The organism is Parageobacillus toebii NBRC 107807, from assembly GCF_003688615.2.
Lineage (GTDB): Bacteria > Bacillota > Bacilli > Bacillales > Anoxybacillaceae > Parageobacillus_B > Parageobacillus_B toebii.
In genome coordinates, this window is the sequence record NZ_CP049703.1 from 822,068 (window position 1) to 838,777 (window position 16,710).

Consider the following 16,710-nt stretch of genomic DNA (forward strand, 5'->3'; position numbering starts at 1 on the left):
CACTTCCGCGCGCAAAGAACATTTCGCTTCGAGGGAGCCAGGATGGCGACATTTCGCCGTTGCCCACAGGACGTGGGCGGCCTTTAGGCGAAATAGGAGCGCCTGCCGCTTTTCTATACTTGTACCATAATGGCATCGCCTTGACCGCCGCCGCTGCAAATCGCCGCGATTCCGATGCCGCCGCCACGGCGTTTTAATTCGTGAATCAATGTAATGATAATGCGCGCACCGCTTGCGCCGATCGGATGGCCTAATGCGACCGCGCCGCCATTGACGTTCACTTTTTCTGGATCGATGCCAGCGATTTTGATGCTAGCCAATGCAACTGCGGCAAACGCTTCGTTAATTTCGAATAAATCGATGTCATTGACCGTTTTCCCTGTTTTGCGAAGCAATTCGTTAATCACAAGCCCTGGCGTTTTCGGAAAGTCTTTTGCTTCCACTGCAATCGATGTGTGTGCCAAAATCGTTGCGAGCGGTTTTCTTCCTTCCCGCGCCGCTCTTTCCTCGCTCATTAACACGAGCGCCGCAGCACCATCATTGACCCCAGGTGCATTCCCCGCTGTTACCGTCCCTTCTGGGTCAAATACAGGCGGAAGCTTCGCCAGCTTTTCGAGAGATGTATCTTTTCTTGGTGCTTCGTCATGCTCCACCAATAGCGGCGCTCCTTTACGTTGCGGAACTTCCACTGGTACGATTTCTTCCGCTAATAATCCGGCTTCCATCGCGGCGATCGCCCGCTGATGGCTGCGGTATGCCCACTCATCTTGTTCTTTGCGGGAAATTTCTAATTCTTTCGCCGTTTCACCACCGTACACACCCATATGCACACCGGTGAAACTGCATGTCAGCCCGTCATACACCATTAAATCTTTTACGGTAGAATCGCCCATTCGTAATCCCCAACGAGCATTTGGCAAAATATATGGCGCGTTGCTCATCGATTCCATTCCGCCTGCGACGATGACTTCCGCATCTCCTAGGCGGATAATTTGATCACCAAGAGTAACGCTCCGCATTCCTGAAGCGCATACTTTATTAATCGTTTCCGTCCGCACCTCCCATGGAATGCCGGCATAACGCATCGCTTGACGGGATGGAAGCTGTCCTTGTCCACCTTGCAGCACCGTTCCTAAAATCACCTGATCGACCTGCTCACCGCTAATGTTAGCTCGACGAAGCGCCTCTTTGATCGCAATGCCGCCAAGCTCAGGTGCCGTAAGCGGCTGCAGTGCCCCACCGAATTTTCCAAACGGTGTGCGAACCCCACTTAAAATAACCGTTTTTCCCATAAAACCTCTCCCCTTTGTTTATATGTCTTGACCACCAGTTCAAGAAAGCGATTACAACAATGCAGACTGAACGCTCGCTCGATGTTGATGGTCAAGAGAAGGTGTACATTGGAGCGCACACCCTCTCTATCTATTATACTAATATTTTAAAAAATGAGAATTATATATTCAATTATTTTTTATGAAGCAGCTTCCTTTTCTTCGCCAAATACGGATTTAGCAAGCAGTTCTGCGACATCGTAAGTAGTGACGCGATCTTCGACTTCTTTTGCTTTTGTACCGTCGGTTAACATCGTTAAGCAGTATGGACAGCCAGCGCTGATGACCGTTGGGTTGACGGCAAGCGCTTGTTCTGTACGAGCAACATTAATCCGATTGCCTGTTGTTTCTTCCATCCACATTAAACCGCCGCCTGCACCGCAACACATGCCTCGTTCGCGGTTACGTTCCATTTCCACGAGCTCCACGCCCGGAATTGCTTGCAAAATTTTACGTGGCGCATCGTACACATCGTTGTAGCGGCCTAAATAACAGGAGTCATGGAAAGTAACTCTTTCTTTTACTTCGTATTTTGGTACTAATCTGCCTTCTTCAATAAGCTTCGCAAGCAGTTCTGTATGATGGTATACTTCCGCTTCTAATCCAAAATCAGGATATTCGTTTTTAAACGTGTTATACGCGTGCGGGTCGATCGTCACAATCTTTTTCACGCCCGCTTTTTCAAATTCCGCGATATTGTTGGCCGCAAGTTCCTGGAATAAAAATTCGTTTCCTAAGCGACGTGGCGTGTCGCCAGAGTTTTTCTCTTTATTTCCTAAAATCGCAAATTTCACACCAGCTTCGTTTAACAATTTCGCAAACGCCAAAGCGATTTTTTGGCTGCGGTTGTCAAATGCCCCCATTGAGCCGACCCAGAATAAATATTCAAACTCTTCGCCAGCTTTTTTCGCTTCTTTTACTGTTGGAATATGCACATCATCGCGAAGCTCGCGCCAGTTTTCTTTCTCTTTGCGGTTGAGTCCCCATGGGTTTCCTTGGCGTTCGATATTGGTCATCGCCCGCTGCGCATCTGGGTTCATTCTTCCTTCCGTCAGCACAAGATAGCGGCGCAAATCAATAATTTTGTCGACATGCTCGTTCATGACCGGGCATTGGTCTTCACAGTTGCGGCATGTCGTACAGGCCCAAATTTCCTCTTCGGTAATGACGTCGCCGATGAGGCTTGGCATCTCCAATGCCGCCGCTTGTTCCTGCACTCCTTGCGCGGCAAACGCCAATTGGTTACCTCTCGTATTTTTAAAGGCAAATGTCGGCACCCACGGAGCGCGGGACGTAACGGCCGCCCCTTTTTCGGTCAGGTGGTCGCGCAGTTTTAAAATTAGATCCATTGGCGACAACATTTTCCCAGTTCCTGTTGCCGGACACATGCTTGTGCATCGTCCGCATTCGACACAGGCGTATAAATCGATGAGCTGCTTTTGCGTAAAATCTTCAATTTTTCCGACGCCAAACGCTTCCTGCGTTTCATCTTCAAAATCGATTTTCGACAGCTTTGGCCGGGACAAACGGCTGAAAAAGACATTAATCGGCGCAGCAATTAAATGAGCATGCTTCGATTGTGGTACATATACTAAAAATGTAAGCAAGATCAATAAGTGTACCCACCAAGCGATAAAGAACAATACGGCTGCACCTGTTTCGCCGACCCAGCTGAAAGCGCCAGCGATGAATGATGCGACCGGTTCGCTCCACGAGGCTTCCTCACCGTGCCAAATCATGCTCATTCCATTTCCAAACAAGACGGAGATCATTAATCCGCCGATAAAAATCAACACTAGGCCAGCTTTGAAATCTCGTTTTAAACGGACGAGTTTTTCAATATAGCGGCGATAAAACGCGGCGAACACTGCGATCAAAATGAGCAAAGTAACGATTTCTTGGAAAAACGTAAAGCCTGGATAAAGCGGCCCTAACGGAAGATGCGCCCCAGGGACAAGACCTTTAATAATAAAGTCAATCGCCCCGAATTGAACAAGAATAAACCCGTAGAAAAATATAACGTGAATGATTCCGCTTTTTTTATCCTTTAATAGCTTTTTCTGTCCAAATACGTTCACCCAAATTTTTTGGAGACGCTCTTTTACTTTGTCATCAAACTCGACTTTTTTACCGAGTTTAATGTAAGCGGCACGAGTTTTAACCAAGTAGACAAACAAGTAGACAGCGTAAGCGGTTACAATTAAAAATGCGAGAAAATTAATGACTAACAGTGAATTCATTATTGTCTCCCCTTCCCCCTTTGAATCGATGAGATGATCATCAAAAATATTGACAACAGAATAAATTTTCAGAATTATGACTTTGTGTTTATTTTACATAATGAATGAGCATTCAGTCAATAATGTTTTTACAAGTTGTCCTGCTATTTTTTTCTCATGACGGGTACATTAATAAATAACGATGTAATCAGGAGGGCACGAAATGATTGTACTTTTCGTTATTGTTATTATATTAGCGCTAATTTATCTCGATGACAAGCTGGGAGAATACTTTTACAAAAAGAAAAAAGAAAAAATCGTGTATCCAGAGCGCCAAAGCGATCTTTCTTTTTTCATAAACGGTACACATCTATTTGCCGATTATTTTGCAGAAATTCGCAAGGCAACACATCATATACACATTTTGTTTTATATCGTGAAGACGGATGAAATTAGCCAGCAATTTTTTCAATTGTTAAAACAAAAAGCAGAAGAAGGCGTTCGCGTTCGTCTTCTTGTCGATTGGGTCGGCAGCTTCGGATTGCCCAAAAAATTGATACGTTCCTTAAAAGAAAGCGGCATCGAATTCGCATATGCACATAAACCTCGTTTTCCATTTTTCTTTTATCGGCTAAACCGGCGGAATCACCGGAAAATTACCGTCATTGATGGAAAAATCGGATATATAGGCGGCTTTAATATCGGCAAAGAATATGTTGGACAAGATCCAAAATTCGGCGAGTGGCGTGATTACCATTTGAAAATAGTAGGAGAAGGGGTTGGCGATTTACAAATGCAGTTTTGCCGTGATTGGAAAGAAGCGACAAATACATCGATTGTGGAAGATCAATATTTCCCTCCTCTTCAAAAAGGAACGGTTTCTCACCAGTTTGTTGCCACGAACGGTTATTTGTTAGAACAACAATTCATCGATTTCATTCGCCAAGCGAAAAAAGAATTGATCATTGGAAGTCCGTATTTTATCCCTAGCAGCGCTGTGATGAACGCACTGCTTGATGCACTCTCCCGCGGAGTAAAGGTGACGATTCTCGTACCGTTAAAAGCCGATCACTTATTTGTCAAAGAAGCCGCATATCCTTATTTTTACCGCCTTTTAAAAGCTGGAGCACATATTTATCGGTTTTATCAAGGATTTTATCACGCCAAAACGATGGTCATTGACGAAGATTGTTGTGATATCGGTACGACTAACTTTGATAAACGAAGCTTTTTCTTAAATAGCGAAATCAATTGTTATATTTATGATCGCAATTTTGTGCAGCAAGTAAAAGAAGCGATCAGGCATGATCTGGCTCGCTCGGAACCGCTGACGCTCGATTTTTGGAAAAAGCGCACATTATGGCAGCGCGGCAAAGAATCGATATCTACCCTCCTTTCTGCATGGCTGTAGCGTATGATTTAAAAAACAATGTTGAGGGAATCGCCCTCAACATTGTTTTATTTCCAAAAATAACTTACCCATTCAAACACTTTCATTCCTAGGTATACTCCAACAATGCCAGCAATGCCCGCTAATGCTGGAGGAGCAGGGATCGGCAAACGAAACAGCGTAAATAAGAAACCGACCACGATGCCTGTCACTAATGATAAAATCACTTCTTTCATCGGTTTTCCTCCATGTGTGCTTTTTTATTGTCATTATGCCCATAAGAAAGAGGGGTCACTCTGAAAGTCCCCCTCTATCCCATGTCTATTGTATCATTATTGTCGAAAAACGTCTTCCGTTTTTACTGCTTTCCGTCTTTCACGCTGATCCGCCGATTTTCTTACATCTTTTCTGGAGCGGATACGCCAATGAGCGCTAAAGCGTTTTGTAGCGTGATTTGGACGGCTTTCATTAACGCTAAACGGGCACGGCTTTTTTCGATGTTTTCTGGATCTAGTACTTTTTCTGCATTGTAAAAGCTATGCAATGCTGATGCTAACTCAAAAACATAGCCAGTGATCCGATGCGGCATCCGTTTGATCGCCGCTTCCGAAACTGCGCTTGGAAATTCCCCTAGTTTTTTCAATAGCTCGATTTCTTTTTCGGTTTGGATATAATCAAGCTGCAAATCTCCTTCGTACGATAACTGCAGTTCTTCCCCTTGACGAAGAATGCTAGAAACGCGCGCATGAGCGTATTGTACGTAGTACACTGGGTTTTCATTCGACTGCGATACGGCAAGGTCCATATCAAAGTCTAAATGAGTGTCGCTTGAGCGCATCGCAAAGAAGTAACGCGTCGCGTCAAGACCGACTTCTTCCATTAATTCGCGCATGGTCACCGCTTTTCCGGTCCGTTTGCTCATTTTCACTCTTTCGCCGTTTTGATACAAATTGACTAATTGAATGATTTCGACTTCGAGCACGTCAGGATCATAGCCAAGCGCCTCAATTGCCGCCTTCATCCGAGGAATATAACCATGGTGGTCTGCGCCCCAAATGTTAATGATTTTTGTAAAGCCGCGACGCAGCTTGTCTTGGTGGTAGGCGATATCCGGCAACAAATACGTATATGTACCGTCTTTCTTAATTAAGACGCGGTCTTTGTCGTCGCCAAACGTTGTCGAACGGAACCATGTCGCGCCATCTTTTTCGTAAATATGCCCGCGTTCGCGCAATATGGCTAACGTTTCATCAATTTTTCCGCTTGTGTATAAAGATGTCTCCGAATACCAAACGTCAAACGTCACGCGGAAGTCTGCCAAATCTTTTTTAATCTTTTCTAATTCATAATTGAGTCCGTACTCGCGGAAAAAGGCGAGACGTTCTTGTTCATCCATATGAACATACTTGTCGCCATGCTCCTCGGCGAGCTTTTTCCCGATTTCGATAATATCTTCGCCATAATAGCCGTCCTCCGGCATTTCTTTATCGATCCCGAGCGCTTGGAAATAACGAGCTTCCACCGATTTCGCCAAATTGTAAATTTGATTTCCGGCATCGTTAATATAATATTCGCGCGTTACGTCAAACCCCGCTTTTTCTAAAATATTGCATAAAGAATCTCCAACCGCCGCGCCGCGCGCATGCCCTAAATGCAAGTCCCCAGTTGGATTCGCGGAAACAAACTCCACTTGGACTTTTTGTCCTTTTCCGACATTTGTTTCACCGTAAGATGCGCCGGCTTGAATAATCGTTGGAATGAGCTCCGTAAGGTAACGGTTGTCCATGTAAAAGTTAATGAAGCCAGGACCGGCAATATCAATTTTTTCAATCGACGCTTTTGTTTTATCCATATGCTGGACGATTTCTTCGGCAATTGCGCGCGGAGGTTTTTTTGCAATGCGCGCTAGCTGCATCGCCATATTTGTCGAGTAATCCCCATGCGCTTTCTCTCTCGGTACTTCCAAAATGACATCTGGCACTTCTTCCTCCGCAGCAAGCCCTGCGCTTACGACAGCGCGTTTAATTTCCTCTTTAATGCGTTCTTTCATTTGTTCGACAATATTCATGAATCTATGCCTCCTTAAACATGATCGTCATCGCATGACGTCCTGCTTGTTCGTTTTGCATCTCCAATTGATACGATAAAAATAGGTGTCCTTTCTTTCTTTTTTCATTATACCGAAATTCAATATTGTCCGTTTTTGTTTTTATCGTCCACTGTCCAAACGGAGTATGGTAGTGTCCAGTCGTTTCTTCTGTTTTGCGAAAGACATGGCGCATCCGAACCGCTCCGGACCGCATTACGACAACTTCATGATCCGTTATTTTCATCACCGTGTTTACTTTGCCTAGTTCTTGCTGTTCCTCAAATTGCAAATAAACGGCATTTTCTTTTATGTAGTAAAATCCTTCCGTTTCCAAAGCAACCGTTTCTTTGCGAAATCCGTCACGAATATTGGTAATTTGCTTGAGGCGAATAGGAATTCCATTTTGCTTTTCCATCAAGGACACATCCTTATGATCCAAAACAAGTAATAACTAACTTTATTAAGTATAAAGGAATCGTTTCCTAATGTTCAAGAGGATGAGACGTGCGGATCATGAATAAATCGTAAGTATCGGTCTATATTCCCAAAAAATATAAAAAATCCTGCCTTTTTCAATCAAAGGCAGGATTTTCGCTGCAAATATTTTGTCATGGGCATATCTCGCTACCATAGCAAGGATGCTTTTTGCCTGCACCAGAAAAACGACCTTCCACCTCGTTTATGCGTTCCGTTTTTGCACCCAGCCGAGAATCATTTCGCGAATGAGTTTGCTTGCGGTGTTGGCGGTTTGTTCCGAATGGTCGTAAATAGGAGCTACTTCCACTAAATCCGCTCCGACGACGCAAACATCCGATTTCGCGATTTCATGGATCGCCGCCAACAGTTCTTTAGACGTAATGCCGCCGGCGTCGACCGTTCCCGTGCCCGGGGCGTGGGCAGGGTCCAAAACATCGATATCAATCGTCACGTACACCGGACGTCCAGCCAGCTTTGGAAGCACTTCTTTTAGCGGCTCGAGCACTTCAAATTTTGCGATGTACATCCCGTTCTCTTTCGCCCACTCGAATTCTTCTTTCATGCCAGAACGAATGCCGAACGAAAATACGTTGGTCGGGCCGATAAGCTCTGCTACTTTGCGAATCGGCGTCGCATGGGACAGCGGTTCGCCCTCATAATGTTCACGCAAGTCGGTATGAGCGTCCATATGGATGACCGCTAAATCGGGATATTTTTTATACACCGCTTTAATGACCGGCCAAGAAACGAGATGTTCGCCGCCGATGCCAAGCGGGAATTTATCGGCCGCTAAAATTTTATCCACGAAGTCTTCAATGATCTCTAAACTGCGCTGCGCGTTTCCAAACGGAAGCGGAATATCGCCCGCATCAAAATATTTTACCTCTTCAAGTTCGCGATCTAAATACGGGCTATATTCTTCCAAGCCGATCGATACTTCGCGAATGCGTGCCGGACCGAAGCGGGAACCAGGACGGTAGCTTACCGTCCAATCCATCGGCATTCCGTAAATCACCGCTTCGCTTTCCTCAAAATTCGGATGGCTTTTAATAAACACATTACCCGAATACGCCTCATCAAATCGCATCGTCATGACCCTCCCTTACTTCAATAAATCAGCGACAAATTTCGGCAGAACAAAGCAAGCTTTATGAAGCTCTTTTGTGTAATATTTCGTCTCAATATCGTGGAAGCGTTCATCGCTTACTTCAAGCGGATCGTATTTTTTCGAGCCGATCGTAAACGTCCATAGACCGCTTGGATATGTCGGGATATTGGCAGTGTATAGACGCGTAATCGGGAAAATTTCGCGAACATCGCGATAAACATTACGGATTAAGTCTGCTTTAAACCAAGGGTTGTCTGTTTGTGCGACAAAAATGCCGTCTTCTTTCAAAGCCTTTGCGATTCCAGCATAAAAACCTTTTGTAAATAAGTTGACAGCCGGGCCGACTGGCTCTGTCGAATCGACCATAATGACGTCATATTCGTTTTCACTTTTCGCAATATGCATAAAACCGTCATCCACTTTTACTTCTACACGCGGGTCATCTAACTTTCCAGCAATTTCCGGAAGATATTTTTTTGAGCATTCAATCACTTTTCCATCAATCTCCACTAATGTCACTTTTTTTACGCTCGGGTGTTTTAACACTTCACGAATAACACCGCCATCGCCGCCGCCAACGACAAGCACATTTTCCGGATTCGGGTGGGTGAAGAGCGGAACGTGTGCAACCATTTCGTGGTACACAAACTCATCTTTTTGCGTTGTCATCACCATTCCGTCTAAAATAAGCATATTGCCGAACTCTACTGTCTCCACCATGTCCAGCTTTTGAAATGGGGTTTGCTCTGTATGTAAAGTTCGTTTAATTCTCGCTGTAATGCCAAAATGCTCTGTCTGCTTTTCCGTAAACCATAATTCCATCTTCAACAACCCTTCCTTTACTCGTTTCGTCTATCATAACTATATACTACTTTTCATCTTTCCCTGGTAAAGAAAAAACCAAACATGAAAAAGTATAGAGCAATCTAGCAAAAATGCAAGTGAAACTTAATAGAAAAATGTTTAAAATAAAAAAAATTTTTGCATACTAATACAAAGACGATCATGAGGTGATGAACGTTGGAAATCATTCCAAGCAGCCGGTTTCGCGGAACATGGAAATACATTCGGGCGTTCGTTTTTATTAGTTTTATCCTAGCAATCTTATTCGTCGTTACGCTTGCCGGTTTGATCGCGTTTGCCAAATTAAAAGGAGCCCCGCCTTTAGCAGTGCCGCAAACGACGATTTTTTATGCGGATGATGGCACAAAAATCGGCGAGAGCGATAACGGGCAGACGCGTTACTGGGTAGACCTTGATGATATATCCCCCTATATTGTACAAGCAACGGTTGCTGTAGAAGATCGGAAATTTTATGAACATCACGGCTTTGATATAAAGCGCATTATCGGGGCCATTATTGCCGATATAAAGGCGATGGCGAAAGTGCAAGGAGCAAGCACCATCACCCAGCAATATGCGCGAAATTTATTTTTGAATCACGAGAAAACATGGACGCGGAAATTGCAAGAAGCATTATATACGATTCGCCTCGAAGCGAATTACAGCAAAAAACAAATTTTAGAAGGATACTTAAACACCATTTACTACGGCCATGGCGCTTACGGAATTGAAGCGGCTGCTCATCATTATTTTGGAAAACCGGCAAAACAGCTTACCTTAAGCGAAGCGGCAATGTTAGCCGGAATTCCGAAAGGTCCATATTACTATTCGCCACTTATTGATGAGAAGCGGGCAAAAGCGCGGCAAAAAACGGTGCTTTTGTCAATGGCGGAAACTGGATACATCAGCAAAAAAGAAGCGGAACAAGCGTATAAAGAACCGCTTGTTTATTCTCCCCATCACAAAATAGAAACGAAAAAGATCGCCCCTTATTTTCAAGATGTAGTGAAATATGTGCTGCGAAATCAATTAGGATTGGATGAACGCACGATTGAAATGGGCGGATTGCGCGTGTATACATCGCTGAATACGAAAATGCAGGAAATTGCGGAACAAAACATTCATGACATCATTGACCCTCACTCGAACATTCAAGCGGCACTTGTAGCGATGGATCCGCGCACAGGAGAAGTAAAAGCGCTCGTCGGCGGCAGAGATTACAACAAAAGCCCTTTCAACCGCGCCGTGCAAGCGGAACGGCAGCCGGGCTCTACGTTTAAACCATTTCTATACTACGCAGCCATTCAACAGGGATTTACGCCGTCTACACAAATGCGAAGCGAGTTGACCACCTTTGCCTTTGACAATGGAAAAGCAACGTATACACCACATAACTACAATAACTACTATGCGAACGACTCGATTACGCTCGCTCAAGCCATCGCGCTATCAGACAACGTATTTGCTGTAAAAACGCATTTGTTTATCGGTGAGGAAAAACTGGTAGAGACAGCGAAAAAACTAGGCATTACAAGCAAATTAAAAGCTGTTCCTTCACTCGCGCTCGGAACATCGCCGGTGAAAGTGATCGATATGGTGAAAGCTTACAGCGTATTTGCCAATAACGGCAAAAAAGTCGAGCCAGTTTTTATTAAAAAAGTCGTCAATCATCATGGAGAAACAATTTACGAATACAAACCATCAAGCAAACAAGTGCTAGATCCGGACGCCGCATATGTAACGACTCAGCTGATGACAGGCATGTTTGATCCGAAATTAAATGATTATACAACAGTCACCGGGCAATCGATTCGAAAGGAGATCACACGCCCATACGCAGGAAAATCGGGAACAACAGAAACAGATAGCTGGATGATTGGATTTTCGCCACAACTAGTTGCAGGGGTATGGACCGGTTACGACCGCGGGGAAACGATTGATAAAATTGCGGAGAAACAATATGCAAAACAAATTTGGGTGCAATTTATGGAAAAAAGTTTGCAAGGAAAACCAAAGAAAAAGTTTAAACCAACCAAAGGGGTCGTTGGGGTCTATGTCGATCCGGATAACGGCAAACTTGCGACAAAGTCATGTCCGGTAAAGCGTCTTACTTATTATATCTCTGGCTCAGAACCGAACGACTACTGCACCGACCATTTACATCAAAAGAAATCAAAGAAAAAAGAAAAGCAGAAAAATTGGTTTGAAAAACTGTTCCCTTGGTTCTAAAGGAAAACCCCTCAAGCGAAATCGCTTGAGGGGTTTTCCTGTCCTAGTTTTATTGTGTTATACATTTAGGTCTAGTTTACCCTGTTTCCTGTTAGACGACAAGTATTCGTCACATAACATTCACAAAAATGTCACATATATGGAATTTCATGAAAGCATGGGCATCTTCTCTTGTTATTTTTCGCCTTCGAGTCCTTTTTTCAATTCCTCACTCGAACGATTCCACATTTCGATATCGTGTTTCTTTAAAAAGTCCGCAAGCACCCGTTTTGATTTCTCATCCATATGATCCACGATAATATGGCGCTTTAATGACTTATCTAGACGATTTACATGCTCTGGAAGCAGTTTATAGCCGCGGCGAGCCTCCCTGTCGACCGTCATTTCGCACGCCGTTACGCCGGCATAATACGGTCCATCTTCTTTTCGCTCAATCGTTACCCATACGATCCAATACGGTTTTCCGTTTGGCACTTCATCGCGATTTGGCAAAAATTTAATTCCCCGTTCCACTGCGCTCCGGGCATGCATCGCTCCCATATCTACGAACGCTTCCCCCGCTTCGACATCGATAATCACCGGAGAAACATTTTCCAAGCTTAATACCCCTGCGCCAAACCCGCCGTGGCCGCCCGTTGGATCATCTTTAATGATATTAAACCCGATCGTTTTCTTTTTCTTCTCCATCCAAAAACGCCTCCTTCACGACTTAAAAAAGAATAATGTAGAAAAAAATGATTGCAAGTTTTCTAATACAAACGGAATCGCCACATGAAAAATCGGCTGTATCGTATAGCGGTCAAGCGGCGTCAACACAAGAATAAGAAAAATAAGCGCTCCGTAACTTTCCCACTGCGCCATTTTCGCGCGAATGCCTTGCGGGGCCAAATCCTCGATAATCCGATAACCATCGAGTGGGGGAAATGGAAGCAAGTTAAATACAAACAATACCGTATTTAAGCCAATAAAAATTTGAAAAAATAAATCAAATCCCGCAGCAAACCAATCTGGGATCGCCTGCATAATTCCGAAATAAATCATGCTATACCACACAAGAAAACCAAGGGCGGCAAGCAATAAATTGCTTAAGGGGCCTGCAACTGATACAAGAATCCCGGCAAGGCGAGGATGTTTAAAGTGAAAACGATTCACTGGAACAGGTTTTGCCCAGCCAAATCCGGCGAGAAAAATAAGCAATGTACCGAGCAGATCAAGATGAGCAAGCGGCGATAACGTTAATCTTCCTTCGTTTTTTGCCGTCGGGTCTCCAAACTTATAAGCGACATAGGCATGGGCAAATTCGTGAATTGAAAAAGCAATCGCAAGCGTCATAAACACATATGGAATTTCATTAAGCGAATAAGGCAATAATTGTTCCACTTTTTTTAACTCCTTTTTCCATTCATTTATTACTTAAGTATACATGATTTGACAGAAAAAGTGGACTAAAGTTCCATTTTTCATGATATAATAAACGCGACAGATGACCAAAAGGAGGACGGGCCATGCCTTATGTTACGATCAAAATGCTCGAAGGACGTACGGAAGAGCAGAAAAAGGCGCTTGTCGAAAAAGTAACAGAAGCGGTCGCCGAAACAACAGGCGCCTCAAAAGACAAAATTGTCGTTTTTATTGAAGAAATGTCAAAAAATCATTACGCTATTGGCGGAAAACGTTTGAGCGACGAATAATAGGCAAGGAACTTTTATTATGTTCCTTGCTTTTTTTTATTGCTAATTTTTTTAAAAACGAATATTATTATATATGCATTTAAAAATGTTCGTTTTTTGGAGGTAAACGATGTTTGATTTAACGAAACATAACACGAATTTAAAAACAGAAATCATTGCAGGATTTACGACGTTTTTAACAATGGTATATATCATCGTCGTGAACCCTGTTGTATTATCGGATGCCGGCGTTCCATTTTCCCAAGTGTTCACCGCCACGATTATCGCTACCGTCATCGGAACGCTATGGATGGCGCTGTTTGCGAACTATCCGATCGCAATTGCGCCGGGAATGGGGTTAAACGCATATTTTGCCTACTCCGTTGTTGGTTCGCATGGCAATATTTCCTATGAAGTGGCGTTCTCGGCTGTGTTCGTTGCCGGAATCATTTTCGTCATTTTGTCGCTGACGCCATTTCGCAGCAAGCTGATCGAAGCGATTCCAGAAAACTTAAAACATGGCATTACCGCTGGAATCGGCTTGTTTATCGCATTTATCGGCATGCGCCTCACCGGCATTATCCAAGGGCATCCACAAAACTTAGTCGCGCTAGGGGATTTGCACTCTCCATCGGTCATTCTGACGTTAGTCGGTTTAGCGGCTACGCTTGTGCTTATGTCGCTTGGCGTCAACGGCGCGCTCTTTTTCGGGATGGTCATCACCGGAGTGATTGCTTATTTCACCGGACAATTGAAATTTGAAAAAGGCTTCGTTTCTATGCCATCGCTTCCGGAAGGGCTTGTTGTCGCCAATCCGCTTACCGCCATTAGCGATGTCATCCATTACGGATTGTATGCCGTTGTATTTTCCTTTTTGCTTGTGACAATTTTTGACACGACGGGAACGATGATTGGCGTAGCCCAGCAAGCCGGACTGATGAAAGGAAAAACGATGCCGCGCGCCCGTGAAGCATTGCTTTCCGACTCTATCGCAACCACGATCGGAGCAATGTTCGGCACTAGCCCAACATCCGCTTATATCGAATCTTCTTCGGGAGTTGCCGCCGGAGGGCGCACAGGTATTACAGCGTTAACGGTCGCCATATTATTTATATTATCCTCCTTTTTCGGGCCGCTTGTTGGCGCCGTATCCGGCATTTCGGCGATTACCGCGCCGGCGCTTATTATCGTCGGAAGCTTAATGATGGGCAGCATCGCTCACATTCAGTGGGATCAATTAGATGAGGCATTCCCAGCGTTTCTCATTATTTTAAGCATGCCGCTTACTTCCAGCATCGCAACAGGAATCGCGCTCGGCTTTATTTCCTACCCGCTGTTAAAAATCACGCGCGGCAAATGGCGTGAAGTACATCCGCTCGTTTATATCTTTGCCGTCCTCTTCTTCTATCAGCTTGCCTTCCTGCCGCATTAACGCAACAAAAAAAACGAAGTCCCGTTCAGGCGTGGACTTCGTTTTTTACTTTGGCGCGCAATTTCTCTATGTACGCATACGCTTGCTCAATTTCTTCTTCCGTATAACGCTGCTTGCTTTTTAATAAAAATACTTTTTCTTTCACTTCATCTTTCGTTAAATGCTCAAAATACAGCACTGTCGATACGAGTTCCAAAAACCGCGAATTTTGTTCATTCATATCTTGCATACATTCTTGTAAATGAGGCATGTCCAACTCGTAGTGGTTTAAAAACTGCTTTCCTGCTTCCGTCAACGTGTAGCGATATTGGAAATAACCGCCCTTTTTCTCTTTTACTTCATGCAAAAATCCTAAATCGCAAAGCTCCTCAACGCGGCATGTCAATTCTTCGGAATACGGTCCATAGAAGTGAAAGTCAAACTTCTCGTAAAATGGAAACTGTAATTTTTTCGCGATATAAATCATTTTTTGTAGCTTTTTGCGACCAACAATTTCCCCAGCTGCCGCCAACGCCTTCATCACTTTTGCATGCTCTGTGAACACTCCCCGTCATCTCCTAACCCTCTAAAATTTCGATAATTTTTTTCTTGGTTGTCCGCTTCGTTGAAAAATCATAAATGAAATCAGCTGGAAAATATAGCTTATGGTCGGTTCTCCGCTTTCCGGAAATCGCATCGACAAGCACTGATTCCCGTGACAGTTCGCGGAGCTCTCCGTTCGGCATTAACAAGTAAATCGGCAGCCGCTCCCCTTCTTCGCCCGGACGATAAAAATCGTACGGCAAATCGGAAGAAGAATCGACAACTAAGTAATATTCCGGATCAATGCCCGCTTTTTTAAATAAGTTTGTCAGTTCGATCAGCTTTGTCATCTGTTCATTTGTTGGATTAAATTCGACATATTTGAATAAATGACGATTCACAAAACGACGGCATAGGTCGCTTAAAATCGCGTCACGCTCGTCTTGCCATTGCTGGAAATAAAATAATATGACCGCTTCATCAAGCTTTAAATAATCTTGTAAATCTACCTTTCCAGTAAAGAGAGAATAAAAATGAACCGGTTTCGTTTGAAAATTGTATCCTTCTTCATGCAACTTTTTCGCCCGATGCAAAATTTTCGTTAAAATGACTTCGGCACTGCGCGTCACTGGATGAAAATATACTTGCCAATACATTTGATAGCGGCTCATAATATAGTCTTCCACCGCATGCATGCCGCTTCGCTTAATGACCACTTGATCTTCGCGCGGGCGCATGACGCGCAAAATCCGCTCCATATCAAAATTGCCATAACTGACGCCGGTATAATACGCATCTCTTAACAAATAATCCATTCGATCGGCGTCAATTTGACCCGAAATTAAGCTGACAACCAGTTTATTCGGATATGTTTTCGCAATGACTTCGGCCACTTTTTTTGGAAAATCCTCTCCTACGCGCCGAAGCACTTCATTTACTTCCGTATCCCCTAAAATAATCGCCTGGGTAAAATCTTCATGATCAAGATGAAATACTTTTTCAAATGAATGGGAAAACGGACCGTGGCCTAAATCGTGCAGCAGGGCCGCACATAAACATAGGAGCCGTTCGCTATGGTCCCAATGTTCGCGGCCGACGAACACATCATCAACAATGCGGCGAATAATTTCATAGACTCCAAGCGAATGGTTAAAGCGGCTATGTTCGGCGCCGTGGAACGTCAAATACGTCGTACCGAGCTGTTTAATGCGGCGCAATCGTTGAAATTCTTTCGTTCCGATTAAATCCCAGATAACTTTGTCGCGAACGTGTATATATCGATGAACTGGATCTTTAAATACTTTCTCCTCACTCAGTTGCCCGCCGGGATATACCATGTTATCCCCTCTTTCATTTCTAACATGAATCTATTATAAGCCGTTTCAAATGATAAAAAAATA

The 16,710-nt window shown here is 44.0% G+C and carries 15 protein-coding genes; 4 read left to right on the plus strand and 11 right to left on the minus strand.

All coding sequences use genetic code 11. The annotated features are described in order from the left end of the window. Positions 1-113: 113 nt before the first annotated feature. Both DER53_RS04235 and DER53_RS04240 read right to left on the minus strand, forming a co-directional pair. Complete coding sequence (locus DER53_RS04235; RefSeq protein ID WP_015865347.1) at positions 114-1,292, minus strand: acetyl-CoA C-acetyltransferase; 1,179 nt, start codon at positions 1,290-1,292, stop codon at positions 114-116. 179 nt (positions 1,293-1,471) lie between these two features. Further along, positions 1,472-3,571 carry a heterodisulfide reductase-related iron-sulfur binding cluster gene (locus DER53_RS04240; RefSeq protein WP_062678154.1) on the minus strand — a complete coding sequence of 700 codons (2,100 nt, stop codon included), beginning with the start codon at positions 3,569-3,571 and terminating at the stop codon, positions 1,472-1,474. Between the two features lie 202 nt (positions 3,572-3,773). Here DER53_RS04240 and cls point away from each other — a divergent pair, with 202 nt between their 5' ends. Then, complete coding sequence (gene cls, locus DER53_RS04245; RefSeq protein WP_015865349.1) at positions 3,774-4,961, plus strand: cardiolipin synthase; 1,188 nt, start codon at positions 3,774-3,776, stop codon at positions 4,959-4,961. A gap of 47 nt (positions 4,962-5,008) precedes the next feature. Here the strand turns inward: cls and DER53_RS04250 are convergent, their stop codons facing one another. The 5 genes from DER53_RS04250 to speE all read right to left on the minus strand — a co-directional run bounded on the left by DER53_RS04250 (position 5,009) and on the right by speE (position 9,436). Continuing rightward, positions 5,009-5,176, minus strand: coding sequence for a XapX domain-containing protein (locus DER53_RS04250; protein WP_015865350.1), 168 nt, complete (start codon positions 5,174-5,176; stop codon positions 5,009-5,011). A 161-nt stretch (positions 5,177-5,337) separates the two neighbouring features. Then, a complete protein-coding gene (argS, locus tag DER53_RS04255; protein ID WP_062678156.1) occupies positions 5,338-7,008 on the minus strand; it encodes an arginine--tRNA ligase in 1,671 nt (556 codons plus the stop codon). A 4-nt stretch (positions 7,009-7,012) separates the two neighbouring features. Beyond that, positions 7,013-7,444 carry a YwiB family protein gene (locus DER53_RS04260; protein ID WP_062754464.1) on the minus strand — a complete coding sequence of 144 codons (432 nt, stop codon included), beginning with the start codon at positions 7,442-7,444 and terminating at the stop codon, positions 7,013-7,015. A 264-nt stretch (positions 7,445-7,708) separates the two neighbouring features. Next, positions 7,709-8,593, minus strand: coding sequence for an agmatinase (gene speB / locus DER53_RS04265; protein WP_062754466.1), 885 nt, complete (start codon positions 8,591-8,593; stop codon positions 7,709-7,711). 15 nt (positions 8,594-8,608) lie between these two features. Next, entirely contained in the window at positions 8,609-9,436 is an 828-nt protein-coding gene (gene speE, locus DER53_RS04270; protein WP_062678159.1) for a polyamine aminopropyltransferase, read from the minus strand. Positions 9,437-9,634: 198 nt separating this feature from the next. Here speE and DER53_RS04275 point away from each other — a divergent pair, with 198 nt between their 5' ends. Continuing rightward, positions 9,635-11,686, plus strand: coding sequence for a transglycosylase domain-containing protein (locus DER53_RS04275; RefSeq protein ID WP_062754468.1), 2,052 nt, complete (start codon positions 9,635-9,637; stop codon positions 11,684-11,686). Positions 11,687-11,860: 174 nt separating this feature from the next. On the opposite strand, the gene DER53_RS04280 is transcribed toward DER53_RS04275, so the two are convergent. Both DER53_RS04280 and DER53_RS04285 read right to left on the minus strand, forming a co-directional pair. Beyond that, positions 11,861-12,373 carry a YwhD family protein gene (locus DER53_RS04280; protein ID WP_015865356.1) on the minus strand — a complete coding sequence of 171 codons (513 nt, stop codon included), beginning with the start codon at positions 12,371-12,373 and terminating at the stop codon, positions 11,861-11,863. Between the two features lie 15 nt (positions 12,374-12,388). Continuing rightward, positions 12,389-13,066, minus strand: coding sequence for a site-2 protease family protein (locus tag DER53_RS04285; RefSeq protein WP_015865357.1), 678 nt, complete (start codon positions 13,064-13,066; stop codon positions 12,389-12,391). 125 nt (positions 13,067-13,191) lie between these two features. Here DER53_RS04285 and DER53_RS04290 point away from each other — a divergent pair, with 125 nt between their 5' ends. Both DER53_RS04290 and DER53_RS04295 read left to right on the plus strand, forming a co-directional pair. Further along, the gene (locus tag DER53_RS04290) at positions 13,192-13,377 is read left to right on the plus strand and encodes a 2-hydroxymuconate tautomerase (protein ID WP_015865358.1); all 186 of its coding nucleotides are present in this window, start codon (positions 13,192-13,194) and stop codon (positions 13,375-13,377) included. Positions 13,378-13,486: 109 nt separating this feature from the next. Beyond that, entirely contained in the window at positions 13,487-14,788 is a 1,302-nt protein-coding gene (locus tag DER53_RS04295; RefSeq protein ID WP_062754470.1) for an NCS2 family permease, read from the plus strand. A 25-nt stretch (positions 14,789-14,813) separates the two neighbouring features. On the opposite strand, the gene DER53_RS04300 is transcribed toward DER53_RS04295, so the two are convergent. After that, the gene (locus DER53_RS04300) at positions 14,814-15,332 is read right to left on the minus strand and encodes a YwgA family protein (RefSeq protein ID WP_015865360.1); all 519 of its coding nucleotides are present in this window, start codon (positions 15,330-15,332) and stop codon (positions 14,814-14,816) included. A gap of 13 nt (positions 15,333-15,345) precedes the next feature. Further along, positions 15,346-16,647 (minus strand): HD domain-containing protein, encoded by a 1,302-nt coding sequence (locus DER53_RS04305; protein ID WP_015865361.1) that lies wholly within the window; start codon positions 16,645-16,647, stop codon positions 15,346-15,348. Positions 16,648-16,710 lie beyond the last annotated feature (63 nt).